Annotated in this window: 16 protein-coding genes, 1 pseudogene and 1 riboswitch; of the genes and pseudogenes, 7 read left to right on the top strand and 10 right to left on the bottom strand. The window is 72.9% G+C overall.

Annotation, left to right across the window (positions count from 1 at the left end; all coding sequences use genetic code 11):
• Window positions 1-367 precede the first annotated feature (367 nt).
• Both ABUL08_RS22135 and ABUL08_RS22140 read left to right on the top strand, forming a co-directional pair.
• Window positions 368-1,375 (top strand): barstar family protein, encoded by a 1,008-nt coding sequence (locus ABUL08_RS22135; RefSeq protein WP_350931880.1) that lies wholly within the window; start codon window positions 368-370, stop codon window positions 1,373-1,375.
• Entirely contained in the window at window positions 1,375-2,310 is a 936-nt protein-coding gene (locus ABUL08_RS22140; RefSeq protein WP_350931881.1) for a serine hydrolase, read from the top strand. Before ABUL08_RS22135 ends, ABUL08_RS22140 begins: the two co-directional genes overlap by 1 nt.
• On the opposite strand, the gene ABUL08_RS22145 is transcribed toward ABUL08_RS22140, so the two are convergent.
• Window positions 2,307-3,158, bottom strand: coding sequence for a menaquinone biosynthetic enzyme MqnA/MqnD family protein (locus ABUL08_RS22145; protein ID WP_350931882.1), 852 nt, complete (start codon window positions 3,156-3,158; stop codon window positions 2,307-2,309). The two genes, ABUL08_RS22140 and ABUL08_RS22145, sit on opposite strands and share 4 nt — an antisense overlap.
• 241 nt (window positions 3,159-3,399) lie before the next feature.
• On the opposite strand from ABUL08_RS22145, the gene ABUL08_RS22150 reads away from it, so the two are divergent.
• A complete protein-coding gene (locus ABUL08_RS22150; protein ID WP_350931883.1) occupies window positions 3,400-5,535 on the top strand; it encodes a HelD family protein in 2,136 nt (711 codons plus the stop codon).
• Between the two features lie 46 nt (window positions 5,536-5,581).
• Here the strand turns inward: ABUL08_RS22150 and ABUL08_RS22155 are convergent, their stop codons facing one another.
• Window positions 5,582-6,628, bottom strand: coding sequence for a WD40/YVTN/BNR-like repeat-containing protein (locus tag ABUL08_RS22155; protein WP_350931884.1), 1,047 nt, complete (start codon window positions 6,626-6,628; stop codon window positions 5,582-5,584).
• A 162-nt stretch (window positions 6,629-6,790) separates the two neighbouring features.
• Here ABUL08_RS22155 and ABUL08_RS22160 point away from each other — a divergent pair, with 162 nt between their 5' ends.
• The gene (locus ABUL08_RS22160) at window positions 6,791-7,549 is read left to right on the top strand and encodes a VOC family protein (protein WP_350931885.1); all 759 of its coding nucleotides are present in this window, start codon (window positions 6,791-6,793) and stop codon (window positions 7,547-7,549) included.
• Window positions 7,550-7,566: 17 nt separating this feature from the next.
• Here ABUL08_RS22160 and ABUL08_RS22165 read toward each other — a convergent pair whose 3' ends face one another.
• From ABUL08_RS22165 to ABUL08_RS22180, 4 genes and pseudogenes are all read right to left on the bottom strand, one after another.
• Window positions 7,567-8,370: an ABC transporter ATP-binding protein gene (locus ABUL08_RS22165; RefSeq protein WP_350931886.1), complete on the bottom strand. Its 804-nt coding sequence runs from the start codon at window positions 8,368-8,370 to the stop codon at window positions 7,567-7,569.
• Complete coding sequence (locus tag ABUL08_RS22170) at window positions 8,367-9,398, bottom strand: FecCD family ABC transporter permease (protein ID WP_350938770.1); 1,032 nt, start codon at window positions 9,396-9,398, stop codon at window positions 8,367-8,369. The genes ABUL08_RS22165 and ABUL08_RS22170 overlap by 4 nt, the downstream gene beginning before the upstream one ends.
• Window positions 9,399-9,552: 154 nt before the next feature.
• On the bottom strand, window positions 9,553-10,491 hold the full coding sequence (locus tag ABUL08_RS22175; protein WP_350931887.1) for an ABC transporter substrate-binding protein: 939 nt from the start codon (window positions 10,489-10,491) through the stop codon (window positions 9,553-9,555).
• Between the two features lie 113 nt (window positions 10,492-10,604).
• Window positions 10,605-10,694: riboswitch (cobalamin riboswitch) on the bottom strand.
• 128 nt (window positions 10,695-10,822) lie between these two features.
• Window positions 10,823-12,130, bottom strand: a pseudogene (locus ABUL08_RS22180) (M14 family metallopeptidase); the annotation flags it as partial.
• A gap of 171 nt (window positions 12,131-12,301) precedes the next feature.
• On the opposite strand from ABUL08_RS22180, the gene ABUL08_RS22185 reads away from it, so the two are divergent.
• Both ABUL08_RS22185 and ABUL08_RS22190 read left to right on the top strand, forming a co-directional pair.
• Window positions 12,302-13,639, top strand: coding sequence for a C39 family peptidase (locus ABUL08_RS22185; RefSeq protein ID WP_350931888.1), 1,338 nt, complete (start codon window positions 12,302-12,304; stop codon window positions 13,637-13,639).
• A 29-nt stretch (window positions 13,640-13,668) separates the two neighbouring features.
• Window positions 13,669-15,009 carry a C39 family peptidase gene (locus tag ABUL08_RS22190; protein ID WP_350931889.1) on the top strand — a complete coding sequence of 447 codons (1,341 nt, stop codon included), beginning with the start codon at window positions 13,669-13,671 and terminating at the stop codon, window positions 15,007-15,009.
• A gap of 133 nt (window positions 15,010-15,142) precedes the next feature.
• Here ABUL08_RS22190 and ABUL08_RS22195 read toward each other — a convergent pair whose 3' ends face one another.
• Genes ABUL08_RS22195 through mqnE form a run of 4 tightly spaced genes read right to left on the bottom strand, consistent with a single transcriptional unit; the run spans window position 15,143 to window position 17,539 of the window.
• The gene (locus ABUL08_RS22195) at window positions 15,143-15,580 is read right to left on the bottom strand and encodes a hypothetical protein (protein WP_350931890.1); all 438 of its coding nucleotides are present in this window, start codon (window positions 15,578-15,580) and stop codon (window positions 15,143-15,145) included.
• A 22-nt stretch (window positions 15,581-15,602) separates the two neighbouring features.
• Window positions 15,603-15,884, bottom strand: a complete 282-nt coding sequence (locus ABUL08_RS22200) for a DUF4229 domain-containing protein (RefSeq protein WP_350931891.1) — start codon at window positions 15,882-15,884, stop codon at window positions 15,603-15,605.
• Window positions 15,885-15,929: 45 nt separating this feature from the next.
• Complete coding sequence (locus tag ABUL08_RS22205) at window positions 15,930-16,358, bottom strand: hypothetical protein (RefSeq protein WP_350931892.1); 429 nt, start codon at window positions 16,356-16,358, stop codon at window positions 15,930-15,932.
• Between the two features lie 11 nt (window positions 16,359-16,369).
• Window positions 16,370-17,539, bottom strand: coding sequence for an aminofutalosine synthase MqnE (mqnE, locus tag ABUL08_RS22210; protein ID WP_242795991.1), 1,170 nt, complete (start codon window positions 17,537-17,539; stop codon window positions 16,370-16,372).
• A gap of 244 nt (window positions 17,540-17,783) precedes the next feature.
• On the opposite strand from mqnE, the gene ABUL08_RS22215 reads away from it, so the two are divergent.
• Window positions 17,784-19,445 carry a C40 family peptidase gene (locus tag ABUL08_RS22215; protein ID WP_350931893.1) on the top strand — a complete coding sequence of 554 codons (1,662 nt, stop codon included), beginning with the start codon at window positions 17,784-17,786 and terminating at the stop codon, window positions 19,443-19,445.
• The last annotated feature ends 91 nt before the right edge of the window (window positions 19,446-19,536 follow it).

Genomic DNA, 19,536 nt, shown 5'->3' on the forward strand with positions numbered 1-19,536 from the left:
GAGCCAGTGTTACAGCTCGCGCCCGATGACACCAGAGGGTGTAACAGGAAACCGGACACACCTTCCGTGACCGGATGACCGCTTCCGGTGAACGTCCCTGACCTGCGCAAACCTGTGAGTTGGGCCACGACCGGAAGATGAATCCTCGCAACGGTGGCATAGCGGTCCATTGCCCCGCCTTCGCGGCGAGTTGGCGGGCCTCAGGTTCTGGCGCCCGGCCTGTCCGGAAGTAGACTTCCCCCGGCACACCGATCGGCTGCTGACGATCGCCACCGGCTCACGGCCACTCCCCCGGCCCCCGGCGATCAGGCCGAACCCATTCGGAACAGCCGGTCCCCCCGGCCAGACATCTGGAGCTCACCCACTCATGCGACCTCGCGTGACCATGGTGCTCGCCATCGTGGCGGTCCTCATCGGTGGCGTCATGCTGGTGCCCGCCGCGTACGCCCGCCTCTCCGGCGGCGACAGCGTCGCGGGCCTCGGCGGCGTCGGCGGCGGCACGGAGCACGTCCCCGCGCCCGCCCCCACCACACCGCCCCCGCCCACCCTGGCCAACGCCCCCGTCTCGGTGAACTTCAAGGGTGAGTTCTTCTCCTGGGCGCTGATGGACCGGCAGACCGGCAAGATCGACGGTGCGGCCAACATGAACCGGACGAACTCGACCGAGTCGATGCTGAAGACCTGGATCGTCTCGGACTACCTGCGCCAGCTCGGCGACAGGCAGCCGACCCCCGAGCTGAAGAAGTGGGCGGGTCTGGCCATCCGGGACAGCAACGACGTCGGGGCCAACAAGGTGTACGCGGCGGCCGGCGGGTCGTACAAGCCGCAACCGAACGGAAAGCCGGACCCGGTGATCCAACGGGCCATCAAGATCTGCGGCCTGACCGACACCACGCGCAGCGGTCCCCCCGCCCCCGCCATGTACAACGGCTGGTGGAGCTTCACCCGGATGTCCCCCCGGGACGCCGTCCGGCTCGGCGACTGCATCGCCGACGGCAAGGCGGCCGGACCGAAGTGGACCAAGTGGGTCCTCAACGAGATGGCCAACGTCCGGGGCAGCGTCAAGGACCAGCAGGAGAAGTCCGGCGGCGGCAAGTGGGGCATCGTCGACGGCCTGCCCGCCGAGATCAAGGCGCAGGGCCCGGTGAGTATCAAGAACGGCTGGACGCGGCTCGCCTACGACAACAACTGGCACGTCAACTGCCTGGCGGTCACCGACCGGTGGAGCCTCGCGGTGATGATGCGCTACCCCGCCGGCACCAGCATGGCCCCTTCGTACGGCGCGCAGGTCTGCGCCAGCGTCGCCACCCAACTGGTGACGCCGCAGCCCGGCGCCGCCCTCAAGGTGCCGCAGCAGCCGCTCGGGAAGCTCTGATGGCGGGCAGTCGCCGCCGGCCGGGCAGCCACCACCGCCCGCTGGCGTTCACCGCGGTCGCCGTACTCCTGGTCGGCCTGGCGCTGGTCTCGCTGCGGCTGGTGCCCGGCTCGCCGCTGCGGCCCACGGCCGCCGCGCACCCGGTCGCGCCGTCCGGCCGGTCCACCACCGCGCCCACCGACCGCCGTTCCCGGCCCCTGCCGCAGCCGACGCCCTCCCCCTCGCTGGAGCCGCTGCCCTTCGAGGCCCAGGAGCTCGACCTCGACATCAAGGGCTGGTACGCCTGGAGCGTGCTGGACAAGCGCAACGGCGAGATCATCGGGTCGAAGAACATGGGCGAGACCAGCACCACCGCCTCCATGATCAAGGCGTGGATCGTCGCCGACTACCTGCGTCGGGCCGCCGAGGCCGGGCAGACGCCGAGCGACGCCAAGCTGGCCGACGCCACCTCGATCATCCGGGACAGCGACAACACCCGGGCCGAGCAGTTCTACAACGGCGTCGGCCGGGCCGCCTCCATCAAGCGCCTGATCTCGATGTGCAAGCTGACCGACAGCAAGGTCGCCAGCGACGGCGGCTGGAGCCGGACCAACCTCTCGCCCCGGGACACCGCCCGGCTCGGGCTCTGCATCGACGACGGCCGGGCCGCCGGGCCGAAGTGGACCAAGTGGCTGCTGAACGAGATGCGACTGGTCCGCGGTGCCGGCGACTTCGGCATCCGGAAGGCGTTCCCGACGGCGCAGCAGAAGACCATCGCCATCAAGAACGGCTGGATCGACCGGACCCGCGAGCAGGAGATGCACATCAACTGCCTCGCCATCGGGGACACCTGGACGATGGGCGTGATGGTCCGCTACCCGATCAACATGGGCTACGACTACGGCATGAAGAACTGCCAGAAGATCACCGAGGCGTTGCTGCGCGAGGGCACCTAGCCGGCGAAGAACTCCGGGCCGCCCTCGGGCAGGGCCGGGGTCTCGCCGAGCGCGGCGGCCCGACGGGCGAACTCGCGCAGCCCCGCCACCTGCCGCTCGCCGAGCGAGAAGTCGAGGGTGCGGAAGTAGGTGGCCAGGGTCGCCGCGTCGAACGGCTCCCACCGGGCAGCCGCCGCGGCGACCTGGTCCAGCTCGGCCAGGCAGAGGTCACGCGAGCGCAGGAACGCCTCGTGCACCTCCTTGACCACGCCCGGGTGGGCGGCGGCGAAGTCCCGGCGGACCGCCCAGACGGCGAAGACCATCGGCAGCCCGGTCCACTCCCGCCAGGCCTGCCCGAGGTCGGTCACCGCCAGGCCGCGGCGAGGTGCCTCGTAGAGGGCGCGCAGCGCCACGTCACCGATCAGCACCCCCGCGTCGGCCTCCAGCAGCATCTGGGTCAGGTCGGGCGGGCAGCGGAAGTACTCGGGGCGGACGCCGTACCGCTCGCCGAGCAGGAGCTGGGCCAGCAGCACGCCGGTCCGGGAGGTCGACCCGAGCGCCACCCGGCCGCCGTCGAGCTGGTCGAGGGGCTTCGTGGAGACCACGTTGACCGAGAGCACCGGGCCGTCGCTGCCGACCGCCAGGTCCGGCAGGAGCAGCAGCTCGTCGGCGTGCCGCAGGTATTCCACCTGCGAGATCGGTCCGATGTCCAGGTCACCGGCGACCAGCGCGGCGTTCAGCCGATCCGGCGAGTCCTTGTGCAGCTCGACGTCGAGCAGGGCACCGGACCGCATCAGCCCCCAGTAGATCGGCAGGCAGTTCAGGAACTGGATGTGTCCCACCCGGGGACGGGCGATGCGGTCAACCATGACCCGACGGTATCCCCGCCGGGATCGTCGGGCTCAGCGGGAGGCCGCCGGAGTGGCCAACTCCGCACGCCGGGGCCACCGGCCGGCCCGAAATCCGGTTGCCGGCCCGGTGGACGGCGGTAGGCTGTCCCGTCCCCCGCCTGACGGCCGAGGTGTGTAGCACCGCAGCGGACGTCCCGCGCCGACCCGCAGGGTCGGAAACGCGAGCGGCAGCGTTTTTCCCGTGTCGAGGAGTACGTGGATGACCCTGCACGCCCAAGCACAGACCCTGGACGACGAACTCGGCGCCGAACGCGCCCACCTGGACACCTCGCGCGCCGCCCTGCGCCGGATGCGGGAACGCGCCGAGGCCCTCTTCGCCACCGGCGACACGGTCGCCGGGGACGCGTACACCGCCGAGCAGCTGGGCCGGCACATGGCCCGGCGGGTCGCCGAACTCGCCGACGACCCCACCACCCCGCTCTTCTTCGGCCGGCTCGACTTCGGCGGTTCCGCCGACAACCGGCACAGCGGTGCGGCGGATCCCGACGACGAAGTCGTCGGGATCTACCACGTCGGGCGGCGGCACGTCACCGACGAGGCGGGCGAGCCGCTGGTGCTGGACTGGCGGGCCCCGATCTCCCGCTCCTTCTACCGGGCCAGCGCCCGCGACCCGCAGGGCGTCGCCGTCCGCCGCCGGTTCGGGTTCAGCAGCGGCGCGCTGACCAGCTTCGAGGACGAGCACCTGGACCGGGGCGAGGAGCTGGGCACGGCCAGCCGGATCCTCACCGCCGAGATCGAACGCCCCCGCGTCGGCCCGATGCGGGACATCGTCGCCACCATCCAGCCCGAGCAGGACGAGCTGGTCCGGGCCGACCTGGCCGACTCGATCTGCGTCCAGGGGGCACCCGGCACCGGCAAGACGGCCGTCGGGCTGCACCGGGCCGCGTACCTGCTCTATCTGCACCGGGAACGGCTGCGCCGCTCGGGCGTGCTGATCGTCGGGCCGAACCGGGCGTTCCTGTCGTACATCGCGGCGGTGCTGCCGGCGCTGGGCGAGGTCGAGGTCGCGCAGGCGACGGTGGAGGACCTGATCGCCCGGGTGCCGGTCCGGGCCGTCGAGGACCCGGCCGTCGCCACGGTGAAGCACGACGCCCGGATGGCCGAGGTGCTGCGCCGGGCGGTCGACGCGCACATCGGCACGCCGACCGAGCCGATCATGGTGTCGGACGGCTCGTTCCGCTGGCGGATCGGCCTCGACCCGCTGCACCGGGTGGTCGAGGAGACCCGCCGGGAGGGGCTGCCGTACGCGACCGGCCGGGAGCGGGTCCGGGCCCGGGTGGTGGGGCTGCTGCAACGCCAGGCCGAGGCGCGCCGCGCGGAGTCACCCGGCGACCCCTGGCTGCGCCGGATGGGGAAGGCGAAACCGGTCACCGGGTTCCTCGACGCGGTCTGGCCGGCGCTCACCCCGGAGGGGCTGGTGCACACCCTGCTCGGCGACCCCGACGCCCTCGCCGTCGCGGCGGAGGGCCTGCTCACCGCCGACGAGCAGGCGCTGCTCCAGGGCCGCCGGCCGGACGACGACGGCGCGTCCGACGAGCCGGCGGCCGGGCGGCGGGGCGTACCGGCGACCGGGACGAAGCTCGGGCGCACCCCGAAGGCGACCCGGTGGACGGCCGCCGACGCGGTGCTCATCGACGAGGCGGCCGGGCTGCTGGAACGCCCCGCCGGCTTCGGGCACGTGGTGGTCGACGAGGCGCAGGACCTCTCCCCGATGCAGTGCCGGGCCATCGCCCGCCGCAGCGAACACGGCTCGATCACGCTGCTGGGCGACCTGGCCCAGGGCACCGCCCCGTGGGCCGCCCGCGACTGGCGGGAGTCCCTGGCCCACCTGGGCAAGCCGGACGCCGTGGTGGTGCCGCTGAGCATCGGCTTCCGGGTGCCCGCCGCCGTGGTCGCGTTCGCCAACCGGCTGCTGCCGGTGCTCGCCGTCGACGTACCCCCGGCGCAGTCGCTGCGCCACGACGGGACGCTCGACGTGCGTACGGTGGAGGACCTGGTGGCGGCGGCGGTGGCCGAGGTGCGGGCGGCGCTCGCGCACGACGGCTCGGTCGGCGTGATCGCCGCCGACGACACGGTCGACCGGCTCCGCGCGGCACTGCACGCCGCCGGCGTCGAGACCGCGACCGCCGACGAGGTGGAGACCGCCGCGCGGGTCACCGTCGTCCCCGCCACCCTGGTCAAGGGCCTGGAGTACGACCACGTCGTGGTCGTCGAGCCGGCCGCGATCGTGGCGGCGGAACCGCGCGGGCTGCACCGCCTCTATGTGGTGCTGACCCGGGCGGTCTCCCGGCTGTCGGTGCTGCACACCGCGCCGCTGCCCGACCCGCTCGGCTGAGCCGTCAGCGCCGGCTCCGCCGGGCGTGGTGGCCCCGGCTGAGCCGTCAGCGCCAGGTCAGCCGGGCCACCCGGCCCTGCTCGCCGGAGGCCCAGCAGGCACCCGTCGGGGTGCACTCCACCGCGTCGAAGCTGCCGGTGTCGAAGCGTCGCCAGCTCCGGCCGCCGTCCCGGCTGACGTCGCTGCCGGTGGGGCCCACCGCCAGGGCGGTGTCGCCGTGCACCCAGCTCGCGCCGGAGCGGTATTCGCCGGGCGGGACGTCGGCGGCCGTCCAGCTGCGACCGCCGTCGCCGGTGCGCGCCGCACCGTCCGGCGCGCTGGTCGGGGCGGCGAAGTCACCGCCGAGCGCGATGCCGTGCCGGGGATCGCGGAACGCCAGCGAGTAGATGCCGGCGGAGGGGCCGCTCGGCACCGGGGTGTCGGTGACCTGCCAGCTCAGCCCCCGGTCGGCGGTGCGGAACACCCGGGCGGTCGCCCCGCCGCCGGTGGCGAACCAGGCCCGGTCCGGGCCGTGGTCGGCGGTCACCAGGCAGGTGCCGCTGGCGGCGAAGGCGAACTCGCCGGGCAGCGCCGCCGGCATGCCGTCGGTCGGCAGCACCGACCAGGACCGCCCACCGTCGGCGGTGGAGACCAGCCGGAACCGGCCGTCCACCGGGTCCGACAGGGCCAGCCCGTGCCGGTCGTCGAAGAAGGTCAGGCAGTCGTAGAAGGCGGCGTCGTCGCCGTTGCGGAACGTCTCCGTCCAGTGCCGACCGGCGTCGTCGGTGCGGTAGACCCGGGACTCGCCGCCCGGCCCGATCGACAGGACCACCGCCCGACGCGCGTCGAACGCCTCGATGTCGCGGAACTGCAGCGGGATGTCCGTGGCCGGTCCGACCTGCGCCCAGTGCCCGCCACCGTCGACGGTCCGCAGCACGGTGGAGTCGGTGCCGCTGGCCCACGCCACCCGGCCGTCGACCGGGGCGAGCCCCCGCAGCCGGGCGGTGACCCCGGTGTCGGTGAGCTGCCAGTGAGGTGCCGGGTGCCAGGCGGCCCCGGAGCCGGCGACGACGGCGGCGGCCAGGACGAGGGAGGTGAGCGCACGCATCCGCATGGCCGGAACCTACCGGAGATCGGTGCGGGCCGATACCGCTGCCGGCGAGGATGCGGTGTCACCCCGACGTTCTGTCCGATTCCGCCCCGGCGGGCCACGGGACGGTGCCACGATGCCGACAGGGCACGCCGGCGGGGCGCGCCACCGGCGAGAGGGGTCCGCGTGCGTACCGTCGAGCCCGGCACGCCCTGCTGGGCCGACCTGGCCACCCCGGGCCTGGAGGACGCGAAGCGGTTCTATCCGCAGCTCTTCGGCTGGACCGGCCGGGTCTCCGCGCAGCCGCAGGCGGACGGCTACACCGTCTTCCTCAAGGACGGCCGGACGGTCGCCGGGGTGGGACCGCCGGCCACCGAGGACCAGGTGCCGATCTGGTCGACGTACGTGGCCACCGACGACGCCGACCTGGTCGCCACGCGGGTCGAGGCGGCCGGCGGACAGGTGGTGGTCAGCCCGTTCGACGTCCACGACCAGGGGCGGATGGCGGTCCTCGCCGACCCGGCGGGTGCCGTGTTCTGCGTCTGGCAGCCGATGACGATGCGCGGCGCGGAGCTGTTCAACGCCCCCGGCTCGATCTGCTGGACCGAGCTGGTCAGCCCCGACCCGGAGGGGGCGAAGGAGTTCTATGCGCTGGTCTTCGGCTGGCAGGCGGAGGAGCAGCCGGTCGGGCCGGTCACCTACACCGGCTGGCGGTGCGGGGCGCGGATCGTGGCCGGCATGACGCCGCCGCTGGCGGAGCTGCCGGCGGACCTGCCGGCCTACTGGACGGTCTACTTCGCGGTCGAGGACGCCGACGCGACGGCCGCCCGCGCCGCCGAGCTGGGCGGCACCATCCTCGTCCCGCCGTACGACAACCCGGCCGGTCGGACCGCCGCCCTGCGCGACCCCCAGGGCGCCCTCTTCTCCGTCACCGCCCTGGCCTGACCCGCGGGCCGGTCACCTCACCGGGGACGGACGGGGACGACGAGCGGACCGTGCTCGCCCGGGATGACGCGCAGGTGGGCGCGGTAGTGCTCGGCCAGCAGCGGTTCGGTGAGCACCTCGTGGGGTGGGCCGCTGGCGGCGACCCGGCCGTCGGCGAGCAGCACCATCCGGTCGGCGTACTCACCGGCGACGGAGAGGTCGTGCATGGTGGCGAGCACGGTCAGGCCGTGCTCCCGGCGGAGCTGGTCGACCAGTTCCAGCACCTCCTGCTGGTGGCCGATGTCCAGCGCGCTGGTCGGCTCGTCGAGCAGCAGCAGGGTGGCGCCCTGGGCCAGCGCCCGGGCCAGGAAGACCCGCTGCCGCTCCCCGCCGGAGAGGGTGGCCAGCTCCCGGTGCCCGAACCCGCCGAGGTCCAGCCGGTCCAGCACCTCGTGCACGGCGGCCAGGTCGGCGGCCGACTCCCGACCCAGCGGCGGGATGTACGGGGTCCGGCCGAGCAGCACGTAGTCGAGCACCGACATGCCGGCCGGCACCACCGGGGACTGCGCGACGGTGGCGACGACCCGGGCCCGGTCACGGCGGCGGAGCGCCTTCAGCGGCGTACCGAAGAGGGCGATCGCGCCCGGCGCGGGCAGCAGGCCGCCGACGGCGCGCAGCAGGGTCGACTTGCCGGCGCCGTTCGGGCCGATCACGGTCACCCACTCACCGGCCGCCACGGTCAGGTCGACGCCGGCCAGGATCGGCGCGCCGCCCAGCCGGACGTGCAGGTCCCGCACCTCGACGGCGGGCGGGTCGACCGGGCCGGGCGACCGGGGGGTCACGTCAGCACCCGGCGGGCGGTCCGCAGGACCAGCACGAAGAACGGGCCGCCGAGCAGGGCGGTGACCACGCCGATCGGGATCTCGGCCGGGGCGGCGGCGGTCCGGGCGACCACGTCGGTCAGCGCCAGGAAGGCCCCGCCGAAGAGCATCGACAGCGGCAGGATCACCCGGTAGCTGGAACCGGCGAGCAGCCGTACGGTGTGCGGCACGATGATCCCGACGAAGCCGATCAGGCCGGAGGCGGAGACGGCGGCGGCGGTGCCCAGCGAGGCGGCGGCCACCAGCAGCCAGCGGGAACGCTGCGGGTGCAGGCCGAGGCTGACGGCCTCGTCGTCGCCGACGGAGAGCACGTCGAGTTCCCGCCGGTGCAGCAGCACCACGATCGCGGTGACCAGGAAGTAGGGCAGCACCAGCCGGACGTCGGCCCAGCCGGCGGTGGAGAGCCGGCCGAGCAGCCAGGAGTAGACCGGCTGGATGCTGTCGGCGTGCCGTTGCAGCAGGTAGGTCTGCCCGGCGGCGAAGAACGCCGACACCGCCACCCCGGCCAGGACCAGGGTGGCCGGGGACCGGTCCCGCCCGCCGGCCGCGCCGAGCAGGTACGTCAGGGCGACCGCCACGAGCGAGCCGACGAAGGCGGCGAGGGGGATGGTGACCGGCAGCCCGCTGATCGCCCCGCCCGCCCCCGCGCCGAGCGCGATCACCGCGGTCACCGCCAGCCCGGCACCGGCCGCCACCCCCAGCAGGTACGGCTCGGCCAGCGGGTTGCGGAACACGCCCTGGTAGCAGCCGCCGGCCAGGGCGAGCAGCCCGCCGACGAGCAGGCCGAGCACCACCCGGGGCAGCCGCAGCTCGGTGACGATGGCGATCTCGCGTTCGCTGAGCCCGCTGTCCAGGTGCACCCCGGGCAGCAGGTTGAGCAGTTCGGCGGCGACGCTGCCGGGCGGCAGGCTGACCGGTCCGAGGGAGACCCCGGCGACGAGCGCGACGAGCACCGCGACGATCCCGGCGGCCAGCCAGCGCTTGCGCAGGCCGGCCGGTCGGGGCGTACCGCCGGTGGCCGGCGCGGCGACGGACCGGGCCGGACGCGGGCGGCCCGGTCCGGACGCGGGCACGCCGGTCGGCCGGGACGCATCGGGCGTCCCGGCCGGCCGGTCGACGGGTGGTCGCACGGTCACCGACGGGTCACGCGGGTACCTTGGCGGTGGCGTCGACGATCGCCTTGAGCAGGTCGACGACGCGCGGGCCCCAGCGCGAGGCGATGTCGTCGTCGAGGGCGACGACCTGGTTGTTCTTCACCGCGGTGACGCCGGCCCAGCCGCTGCGCGCCTTGACGGTGTCGGAGGTCTGCTTGCAGCACTTGGTGTCGGCCAGGAAGACGAAGTCCGGGTTGGCCTTGACGATGATCTCCTGGGAGAGCTGCGGATAGCCGCCGTTCTTGCCGTCCGCGTCGGAGGCGTCGGCGATGTTCTCCAGCCCGGCGAGGGCGTAGATCGAGCCGATGAAGGTCTTGCTGGTGGCGCTGTACAGCTCCGGGCCCAGCTCGTGGTAGTAGGTGAGCTTCTTCGCCCGCTTCGGCAGGTCCTTGGTCAGCTCGGTGATGCGGTCCTTCATCTTCGTGGTGACGTCGGCCGCCTCCGCCGGGTGGCCGGTGAGCGCGCCCAGGTCGGTGATCTGCTGGTAGCTGTCGTCGAGGGTGGCCGCCGCCGGGGTGAGCAGCACCGGGATCTTCAGCGTGGTGAGCTGGTCGACGATCTTGTTGGTGTCGTTGGAGAGCACCACCAGGTCGGGGCTCTTGCCGGCGATCGCCTCGGCGTTCGGCTGGAAGCCGGACAGGTCGCTCTTCGGCGCGTCGGCCGGGTAGTTCGACTGGTCGTCGACGGCGGTGACCTGCTTGCCGGCACCGATGGCGAAGAGCATCTCGGTCGCCGTCGGCGAGAGCGAGACGATCTTCTCGGGGCGCTTGTCGAGGGTCAGCTTGCCGACGGTGACCGGGAAGGCGGCGGCCGCCGAGCTGCTGCCGGCGGCGGGGGTGTCGGTCGAGGTCTTCTCGGCGCAGGCGCCGAGGGCCAGCGCGGCCACCGCGAGGGTCGCGGCGAAGAGCCGGGGGGTACGTCTGGACATGGGTCCTCCTGTCGGTCGAGGAGCGTGGTGCTTCGCCGACAGGGACCGCCTCCGCGTGCCCGTCCGCGAGGCGCCCTTCCTCGAAGGCGCGTGTCGCGACCGGCCGCAGGCGACCTGGCTCGTCCCCACACACGTCGGCGTCGGCCGGAGCCGACGCCGTGCGGGGCATCACAGTTGCGGGACAGCGCCGGTTTCACACCGGCTTCGCTGCGGACTGGTCGGTGTCACGGTAGCGCACGACCAGCGGAGATCGTCCGGACGGGAGGGGTGGGTGGGGCCCCTACGACGGGGGTTGGTTCGGGGCCCCACCCGGAATCAGGTCGGTGGGTCAGCAGTAGGTGCTCTGCTTGCCGATCGCCCGGTACGGGCAGTCGGCGTACTCGGAGAGCAGCAGGACGGCCTCCTTGTTGCGGGCGGTCTGCGTCGGGATCACCTCGTCGGGCGGGTAGAAGCCGCCGCCGGAGGACGACCCGGGATACATCTCGAAGGTGTACGCCCAGATCTTGTGGGCGTACCACATCCAGTCGATGCTGGTGCCGTCGGCGATGTAGAGGTCGCTGGACTGTTCCGGGGTGTAGCCGTTGCTGCTCGCCATCTGCTGGCCGATGGTGGCGAAGGTGTTGTACTGGTCGGCGTTCATCCCGGTGGCGGTGTTCGCGGTGGTGTAGCCGTACGGCCAGAGCACCAGCTGCGAGTAGGTGTGGAAGTCGATGTTGGCCTTGATCTGCTGCACCCCGCCGACCACCCGGCTGTTGACGAAGTTGCGCAGCGCCTGGGTTTCCGGCGCGGAGAAGGCGGACGGGCCCCGGTAGGTGAGCGACGAGGTCGAGCCGGACGAGCCGCCGCAGCAGCCCCACTGGTAGCCCCAGTTCCGGTTCAGGTCGGTGCCGACGTACGAGGAGCCGCTGTTGGGCTGCCGGTTCTTCCGCCAGGACCGGTACGACCCGGTGGCGATGTCGTACTCGCTGCCGTCCGGGTTGAGGGTGGGGACGATCCAGATCTCCCGCGAGTTGACGACGTTGGTGATCCGGGAGTCGGTGCCGTAGCTGCCGGTGAAGAGGTTGAGCAGATAGATCGCCATCTCGACGGTCAGGTGCTCGCGGGCGTGCTGCTGGGCGTTGAAGAGGATCTCCGGCTCGTTCTCGTCGGTGCCGACGTTGTCGGAGATCTTCACCGCCATCAGGTCCCGGCCCTCGTAGGAGCGGCCGATGCTGATCTTCCGCGCGATGGCCGGGTGGGCGGCGACCACCTGGTTCACCACGGCGGTCAGCTCGGCGTAGTCGTGGTAGTTGGAGTCGGCCGGCGGGAAGGCGTACGTGCCGACCTGGCCGGAGGGCGCGGGGGTGGTGTCGCGTTCCAGCCGGAAGCCGAGCCGGGTGATCGCCGCCGCCTCGGCGCGGGTGGCCGAGACGTACAGCCGGCCGTCCTCGACCAGGTCGATCGCGGCGCCGGTGCGCGCGACGGCGTCCCGGTCGGCGAGGGTGCGGGGGCCGACCACCTGGTAGGCGACCGCGTCGGGGGTGGCGCGTTCCGGGGCCGGCCGCGCGGCGGCCGGGCCGGTGACGAGGGTGACGAGGGTCAGGCCGGCGGCGGCGACGAGCGCCACTCGGCGGCGGAGCGATGACGTGCGGAGGGCCATGGATTCCTCCTCGGGGTACGTCACATGTTCATATCAACATCCATCGTTGGAGTGCGTCATCCCGACCGGATCCTCACTCCGGCAATGATTTTCCATGCGTTGACCTCTGGCGAAACTTCCTTCCAGGCGCGACAGTGAACGGCAACGATGTCGTCCTCCTGTGGAGCTGCCATGGTCAAGACATCCCTGCGCGCGACCGCCGTCGCCGGCCTCGCCGCGCTCACCCTCCTCGGCCCCACCGCACCCGCCTCGGCCGGCCGCCCCACGTCCGGCGGCACCACCGTCACCCACGACGAACAGGTCACCTGGCAGGGCTGGTCCGGCACCGGCTGGTCCGCCGGCACCGGCGCCGGCACCACGGCCACCGCCGCCGGCCTCACCCTGGCCACCCCGGTCGGCACCACCGTCTACCGGGACCCGCACACCGGCACCCGGCGCACCTGGGCGTACGGGACCTGGACCGCGCCGGTCACCGAGGTCGGCTTCGGCGCGACCGAACTGGTCGCCTCGTGGAACGCCGACACCCCGGCCGGCACCTGGCTCCAGGTCGAGGTCCAGGGCACCTACACCACCGGCAGCCGGACCCCCTGGTACGTGCTGGGCCGCTGGGCCTCCGGCGACGCCGACATCAAACGGACCAGCGTCGACAAGCAGACCGACAAGACCTCCAGCGTCTGGACCGACACCCTCGCGATCGACAACCCGGCCGCCGGGACGCTGCTCCGGGCGCACCAGCTCCGGGTGACCCTCTACCGGGACCCGGCGTCCACCGTCTCCCCCGTGCTCCGCTCGATGGGCGCGATGAGCTCGAACGTCCCGGACCGGTTCACCGTCGCGCCGAGCACCGGTGGCACCGCCTGGGGCACCGAACTGGCCGTGCCGCGCTACTCCCAGGAGATCCACGCCGGCCAGTACCCCGAGTACGACGGCGGCGGCGAGGCCTGGTGCTCACCGACCTCCACCGAGATGCTGGTCGAGTACTGGGGTCGGAAGCCCTCCACGGCCGACACCGCCTGGGTGAACCCGGCCTACGCGGACCCGACCGTCGACCACGCCGCCCGGATGACCTACGACTACCAGTACCAGGGCGCCGGTAACTGGCCGTTCAACACCGCGTACGCGGCCACCTTCCCGGGACTGGAGGGCAAGGTCACCCGGCTGCACTCGCTGGCCGAGCTGGAGTACTTCATCGCCGCCGGCATCCCGGTGGCGACCAGCGTGTCCTTCCTCGCCAGTGAGCTGGACGGGGCGGGCTACGGCACCTCCGGGCACCTGATGACGGTGATCGGCTTCACCGCCACCGGGGACGTGATCGCCAACGACCCCGCCTCGCCGACCGACGCCGCCGTCCGGCACGTGTACAAGCGGGACCAGTTCGAGCAGATCTGGCTCCGGACCAAGCGGACCACCGCCAGCGGCGGCACCGGCAGCGGCTCCGGCGGCATCGTCTATCTGATCAAGCCGACCACGGTGGCCTGGCCGTCCGTGGCCGGCTCGACCAACTGGTGAGCCACCCCTTCACACCCCACGGAGATCCCATGGTCAGACCAGCCCTGCGCACGGTCGCCCTCGTCGGCGTCGCCGCGCTCGCCCTGCTCGGCACGGCGGTCCCCGCCCAGGCCGACAACAACCTGCCGGTCGTCGCGCACGACGAGCAGATCACCTTCCAGGAGTTCTCCAGGTACCCGGACTGGCGGGGCGGCACCCACCAGGGCACGTACGCCGTCCCCGGGCACCGCGCCGGGATCACCATCGGCGAACCGGTCGGCACCATCGCGTTCACCGACGAGCACACCGGGGCGACCCGCACCTGGGAGTACGCCACCTGGACCTCCCCCGAGCAGCAGATCGGCTTCGACGCCACGGAACTGGTCTCCTCGTGGAACGCCGAGACCCCGACCGGCACCTGGATCCAGGTCGAGCTGCACGGCACCTACAACACCGGGGCACAGACCCCGTGGTACGTGATGGGTCGCTGGGCCTCCGGCGACCAGGACATCAAGCGGGCCACCCTGGACGGTCAGGGCGACCCGTGGTCGAGCATCTGGACCGACACCTTCTCGATCGACGACGCGAAGGCGGGCGTGCTGCTGCGGTCGTACCAGCTGCGGCTCACCCTCTACCGGGCGCCCGGGCAGACCGCCTCGCCCGTGGTCCGGATGCTCGGCGCGATGGCCTCCAACGTGCCGGACCGGTTCACCGTCACCCCGAGCAAGGGCGGCATCGCCTGGGGCACCGAGCTGCCCGTGCCGCGCTACTCGCAGAACATCCACAAGGGCCAGTACCCCGAGTACGACAACGGCGGCGAGGCCTGGTGCTCACCGACCTCCACCGAGATGGTCGTCGAGTACTGGGGCCGGAAGCCCTCCGCCGAGGAGACCGCCTGGGTCGACCCGACCTACGCCGACCCGACCGTCGACCACGCCGCCCGGATGACCTACGACTACGAGTACGAAGGTGCCGGCAACTGGCCCTTCAACACCGCGTACGCGGCCAGCTTCCCGGGCCTGGACGCGCGGGTCACCCGGCTGCACTCGCTGGACGAGGTGGAACGTTTCATCAAGGCCGGCATCCCGGTGGTCACCTCGCAGTCCTTCCTCGCCAGCGAGCTGGACGGGGCGAACTACGGCACCGCCGGGCACCTCTTCGTGGTGGTCGGCTTCACCGCCGACGGGGACGTGATCGTCAACGACCCCGCCTCCTCGTCCGACGCCGAGGTGCGCAACGTCTACAAGCGGTCGCAGTTCGAGCAGATCTGGCTGCGGACCAAGCGGCACCGGGCCAACGGCTCCGTGGCCGGCGGCTCCGGTGGCATCGCCTACCTGATCAAGCCGGCCGACCGGCCCTGGCCGGTGATCCCCGGCTCCACCAACTGGTGACTGTCGGGACGGGGCCCCTGCTCGCCGCATCCGGTGCGCAGGGGCCCCGTCCCACGTCCGGGGCCGGGCAGCGGATCCGGCCGGGCGGACCGGTCAGCGGCGCCGGTCAGCGGGCCCGCGCCGGGCGGACCGGTCAGCGGGCCGGGGGCATGCCGCGACGGCGGAGGATCGCGCGGACGAGCCAGACCAGCCAGAGCAGCCCGACGGCGACGCCGACCGCGGCGAAGATCGTGGCGGCCAGCCAGAACTTCCCACCGGCGTCGGCGAAGACGCCCCGGGCGCCGGTGTCGCGGGCCGCCGCCGTGCCACCGGACACCAGCCCGTCCGGCGAGTCGTAGAGGATGACGTCACGACGGACCGCCGAGCCGTCGGCGGGCGCGAAGTCGCCGTACCAGGTGCAGGCTCGCCGGCCGCAGCTCTCGTGGACGGCGGTGAACGTCCCGGGAGCACCGGCACCGGACCTCGCCTGCCAGGCCGGCCCGACCTCGGAGCCGATCCCGCCCAGGACGACCAGCACGACGACCGGCGGCACGACCCACTTCAGGACCCACTTGACGATCTTCTTGACCACGACCGGACCCTAGTGCCGGCGGTCAACCTTGGCGCTCGCCCGGCCCGTCCTCGGTGGGCTGGTCGTCGCCGGCCAGCGCGGAGCGCAGCTGCTCCTTCTCGGCACGCCGCCGCTCCGAGGCCTCGGCCATCTCGCCGGCCATCTCGTCGCGCCAGCCCTTGAGCAGGAAGAACGACAGCGCGGCGGAGAACGCCAGCGCCAGCATCAGCCGGAGGAACATGTTCATCTCGACGAACCAGAGGGCCGCCAGCACGGCGACGAACAGCCCGATCCGGCCCAGCGTGTACTTGACCGCCGCACTCACCGTCGTACTCCGTTCTCCACCACGGCAGCGCCGGTGGCGGGAGGTTCAGCCCGTCCGCCGGGCCAGCCAGTGGACGCCATGAAACCAGATCACCGCGTACGCCAGGGTGAAGACCGCGGCGGCGAGCGCGCCCGAGGCCAGCGGCGGCAGCCCGGCGGCCAGACCCGCGGCCAGCAGCCCGGCGAGGACCGCCACCGCCGCGGCGACCAGGGCCGCGAGCACCCGGGCCGCGCCGAACTCCCAGGCGCGGAAGTCGTCCCAGAACAGCCAGAGCGGCAGGATCACCGCCAGCCAACCGTTGGTGTGCCCGAAGCCGCCCGCCCCGACCGAGGCGAAGGCCCACTCGAAGAGCACCAGCGCCAACACCCCGATGACCAGCCCGGCGAGGCTCACCCCGAGCAGGTCGCCCAGGAAGAGGATCCGCCCCTCGGCGTCCCGCCGGGGAAAGGCGGCGCGCTGCTGCTGCTCGGTCATCGGTGCGCGGGTCAGGCCCAGACCTGCTGCGGCTCGGCGCGCCGCTCCGCCAGCGAGGAGGGCTTGTCGTACTCCCGGACCACGTTGTAGCGGGTGTCCCGCTCGACCGGCTGGAAACCGGCGTCCCAGATCAGGTGCAGCAGGTCGTCCCGGTGCATCGTGTTCGGGGTGCCGTACGAGTCGGCGTCGTGGGTGATCTTGTATTCCACGACGGAGCCGTCGAGGTCGTCCACGCCGAAGTTCAGCGACATCTGGGCGACCGAGAGGCCGTGCATCACCCAGAAGCACTTCACGTGCGGGACGTTGTCGAAGAGCAGCCGGGAGACCGCGAAGGTCTTCAGCGACTCGGCCGGCGACGCCATCGTGGTCCGCGCCTGGATCCGGTTACGGATCTTGCCGTCCGCCGAGTCCACGAAGTCGTGCTGGTAGCGCAGCGGGATGAAGACCGCGAAGCCGCCGGTCTCGTCCTGCAGCTCCCGCAGCCGCAGCACGTGGTCGACCCGGTGCCGAGGCTCCTCGATGTGGCCGTAGAGCATCGTCGCCGGGGTCTTCATGCCCTTGGAGTGGGCCAGCGCGTGGATCCGCGACCAGTCCTCCCAGTGGCACTCGTGGTCGACGATGTGCTGCCGGACCTCCCAGTCGAAGATCTCGGCGCCACCGCCGGTCAGCGACTCCAGGCCGGCGTCCATCAGCTCGTCGAGGATCGCGTCGGCGGAGAGGCCGCTGATCTTCTCGAACCACTGCACCTCGGTCGCGGTGAAGCACTTGAGCTTCACGTTCGGCAGCGCGGCCTTCAGCTCGCGCAGCACCTTGGGGTAGTAGCGCCAGGGCAGCGTCGGGTGCAGGCCGTTGACGATGTGCAGCTCGGTGAGCTGCTCGTCCTCCATCTCCTTGGCCTTGCGGACCGCCTCGTCGATGCGCATCGTGTAGGCGTCCTTCTCCCCCGGCTTGCGCTGGAAGGAGCAGTACGCGCAGCTCGCGCTGCACACGTTGGTCAGGTTGAGGTGCCGGTTGACGTTGAACATCACCCGGTCGCCGTTCAGCTCGGTGCGCCTGTGGTGCGCCAGCCGGCCCAGCCAGGCGAGGTCGTCGCTGTCGTAGAGGGCGATCCCGTCCTCACGGGTCAGCCGCTCGCCCGCGTACACCTTCGCTTCGAGCTCGCGCTTGAGTCCGGCGTCCATCGAAAGCCACGTCCCTTCCACCTGCGGTCCCGGTCGAGCGTACGTCGGTCCTCCGACGAACCGGCGGGCCGGTCAACCGCAGCGACCTAGTTCACCGGACTCTCAGCCGACCGTCACCCTCCGCGCATCGACAACCCTGCCCATGTGAGGTAAGACAGGGTGGGGCGGAACACACACACTGGTACCGTCCCGGATCTCCGTGCCCATCAGGCGCGGAACCACACCAGACCGGACGGGGAGCGGAATGGTCGACAGGCAGCACGGGCGGCGGCAGGCACGACGACGGAGCCCGGTGATCTCGCCGGTGCTGCGTCCGGCGCTCTGGTCCGCACTGCTCGGCGCCGTCGCCGCGGCCGCCCTCGCCACCCCGGCCTGGGCCGAGCCGCCGCTGCCCGACCGGGTCCCCGACACCGGCGTCCGGCCCGTCGTCACCGGGAGCCTGCGACTGCCCGGCTCCGTCCCGGCCCGCCCCGGCGCTCTCCCCGGCGGCGTCACCGGCATCCCGGGTGGCGTCCCCGGACTGCCCGGCGGCGTCACCGGCATCCCCGGTGCCCCGGCCGGCCCGGTCGCGCCGGTCAACCCCGCCGACGGTCCGCTGATCGCGCAGATCACCGCCGCCGACGCGCTGGTCGACCAGCTCGGCGACGACCTGGTCCGGATCAAGGGGGAACGCGACGAGGCACAGGCGCAGCTCATCGTCGCCGGTGGCGAGCTGCAACGGGCCCAGGAGGCGCTCGCCAAGGCCCAGGAGAACGCCAGGACCGCCGCCACCGACGCGGTCAAGGCCGCCGCCGCGCTCCCGCCCGGCGAGTTCGGCGCCGACCTGCGCGACCTGAACACGCTCCAGCGGATCGCCCGTGGCGACCGGGCCGAGGGCGGCACCACCGCGGCCGACGGGGAGGTCGCCCGGGCCACCGCCGCCGAGAAGATCGCCCGCGAGGCGTACGCCGCCGCGCAGCTGCGCGTCCGGACCAAGGTGCAGGAGTTCACCCGCGCCGAGACCGACCTGCACCGGCAGGAGGCGACGCTGCTCAAGCTGCGCAAGGACAACGCGGCGCAGCTCGTCGAGATCGAGAAGCGGCAGGACGCCGCCGAGCAGCAGATCGGCACGTCGTACGTCAGCAGCCAGGGCGTCAGCGGGCTGGTCGCCGACCCGAAGGCCCTCGCCGCCGTCCGGTACGCCCTCGCCCAGCTCGGCGACCCCTACCTGTGGGCGGCGGAGGGACCGAACCGGTTCGACTGCTCCGGCCTGATGCTGGCCTCCTACGAGTCCGCCGGCTACCACGACCTGCCCCGCGTCTCCCGCGACCAGTACTACGCCACCCGCGCCCGGACGGTCGACCCGACCGCCCTGCTCCCGGGAGACCTGCTCTTCTTCGCCTCCGGCAGCAGCTGGACCTCGATCCACCACGTCGCCATGTACATCGGCGGCGGTCGGATGGTCGAGGCGCCCCGGACCGGCGACGTCGTCAAGATCTCGGTGGTCCGCTGGACCCGGCTCTACGCCGCCACCCGGGTCATCGGCGGGGTGCCCGCCCCGGCCACCCCGGCCCGGCCGATCCCGCTGCCCACGCCCACGACCGGTACGCCGAAGCCGAGCACGACGCCCACGCCGAGCGCGACGCCCAAGCCCACGAGGACGGCCACCCCGAAGCCGACCCGGACGGCGACCCCGAAGCCCACCGGCACCACGCCGAGCCCGACGAAGAGCCCCTCCCCGAGCACCTCGCCGACGCCCAGCACCTCGCCGTCACCGTCGCCGACCCCGTCGACCTCGCCGTCGTCGGCCCCCAGCTCGGCGACCAGCACCGAGCCCAGCCCGACCACCAGCAGCGCGGCCCCGTCCGACAGCACCTCCGCGGCGGCGTCCGAGGCCGCCTCGGGCAGCCCGAGCGCCAGCAGCTGACCCAGGCGTCCACTCCGGCTGTGCTGCCGGCCCGGAATGTGGCACGGTGAGATCCTGGCACTCCGGGCCGATGCCGCGGTCCGGTGCGAGC

The organism is Micromonospora sp. CCTCC AA 2012012 (genome assembly GCF_040499845.1).
In the GTDB taxonomy this organism is placed as follows: Bacteria; Actinomycetota; Actinomycetes; order Mycobacteriales; family Micromonosporaceae; genus Micromonospora; species Micromonospora mangrovi.

Bases quoted from the DNA above. Each gene is read 5' to 3' on its own strand.
- ABUL08_RS22145 (WP_350931882.1), bottom strand. From the start codon at position 3,158: ATGGTTGACCGCATCGCCCGTCCCCGGGTGGGACACATCCAGTTCCTG.
- ABUL08_RS22185 (WP_350931888.1), top strand. From the start codon at position 12,302: ATGGTCAAGACATCCCTGCGCGCGACCGCCGTCGCCGGCCTCGCCGCG.
- ABUL08_RS22205 (WP_350931892.1), bottom strand. From the start codon at position 16,358: ATGACCGAGCAGCAGCAGCGCGCCGCCTTTCCCCGGCGGGACGCCGAG.
- ABUL08_RS22175 (WP_350931887.1), bottom strand. From the start codon at position 10,491: ATGTCCAGACGTACCCCCCGGCTCTTCGCCGCGACCCTCGCGGTGGCC.
- ABUL08_RS22190 (WP_350931889.1), top strand. From the start codon at position 13,669: ATGGTCAGACCAGCCCTGCGCACGGTCGCCCTCGTCGGCGTCGCCGCG.
- ABUL08_RS22155 (WP_350931884.1), bottom strand. From the start codon at position 6,628: ATGCGGATGCGTGCGCTCACCTCCCTCGTCCTGGCCGCCGCCGTCGTC.
- ABUL08_RS22140 (WP_350931881.1), top strand. From the start codon at position 1,375: ATGGCGGGCAGTCGCCGCCGGCCGGGCAGCCACCACCGCCCGCTGGCG.
- mqnE (WP_242795991.1), bottom strand. From the start codon at position 17,539: ATGGACGCCGGACTCAAGCGCGAGCTCGAAGCGAAGGTGTACGCGGGC.
- ABUL08_RS22135 (WP_350931880.1), top strand. From the start codon at position 368: ATGCGACCTCGCGTGACCATGGTGCTCGCCATCGTGGCGGTCCTCATC.
- ABUL08_RS22215 (WP_350931893.1), top strand. From the start codon at position 17,784: ATGGTCGACAGGCAGCACGGGCGGCGGCAGGCACGACGACGGAGCCCG.
- ABUL08_RS22150 (WP_350931883.1), top strand. From the start codon at position 3,400: ATGACCCTGCACGCCCAAGCACAGACCCTGGACGACGAACTCGGCGCC.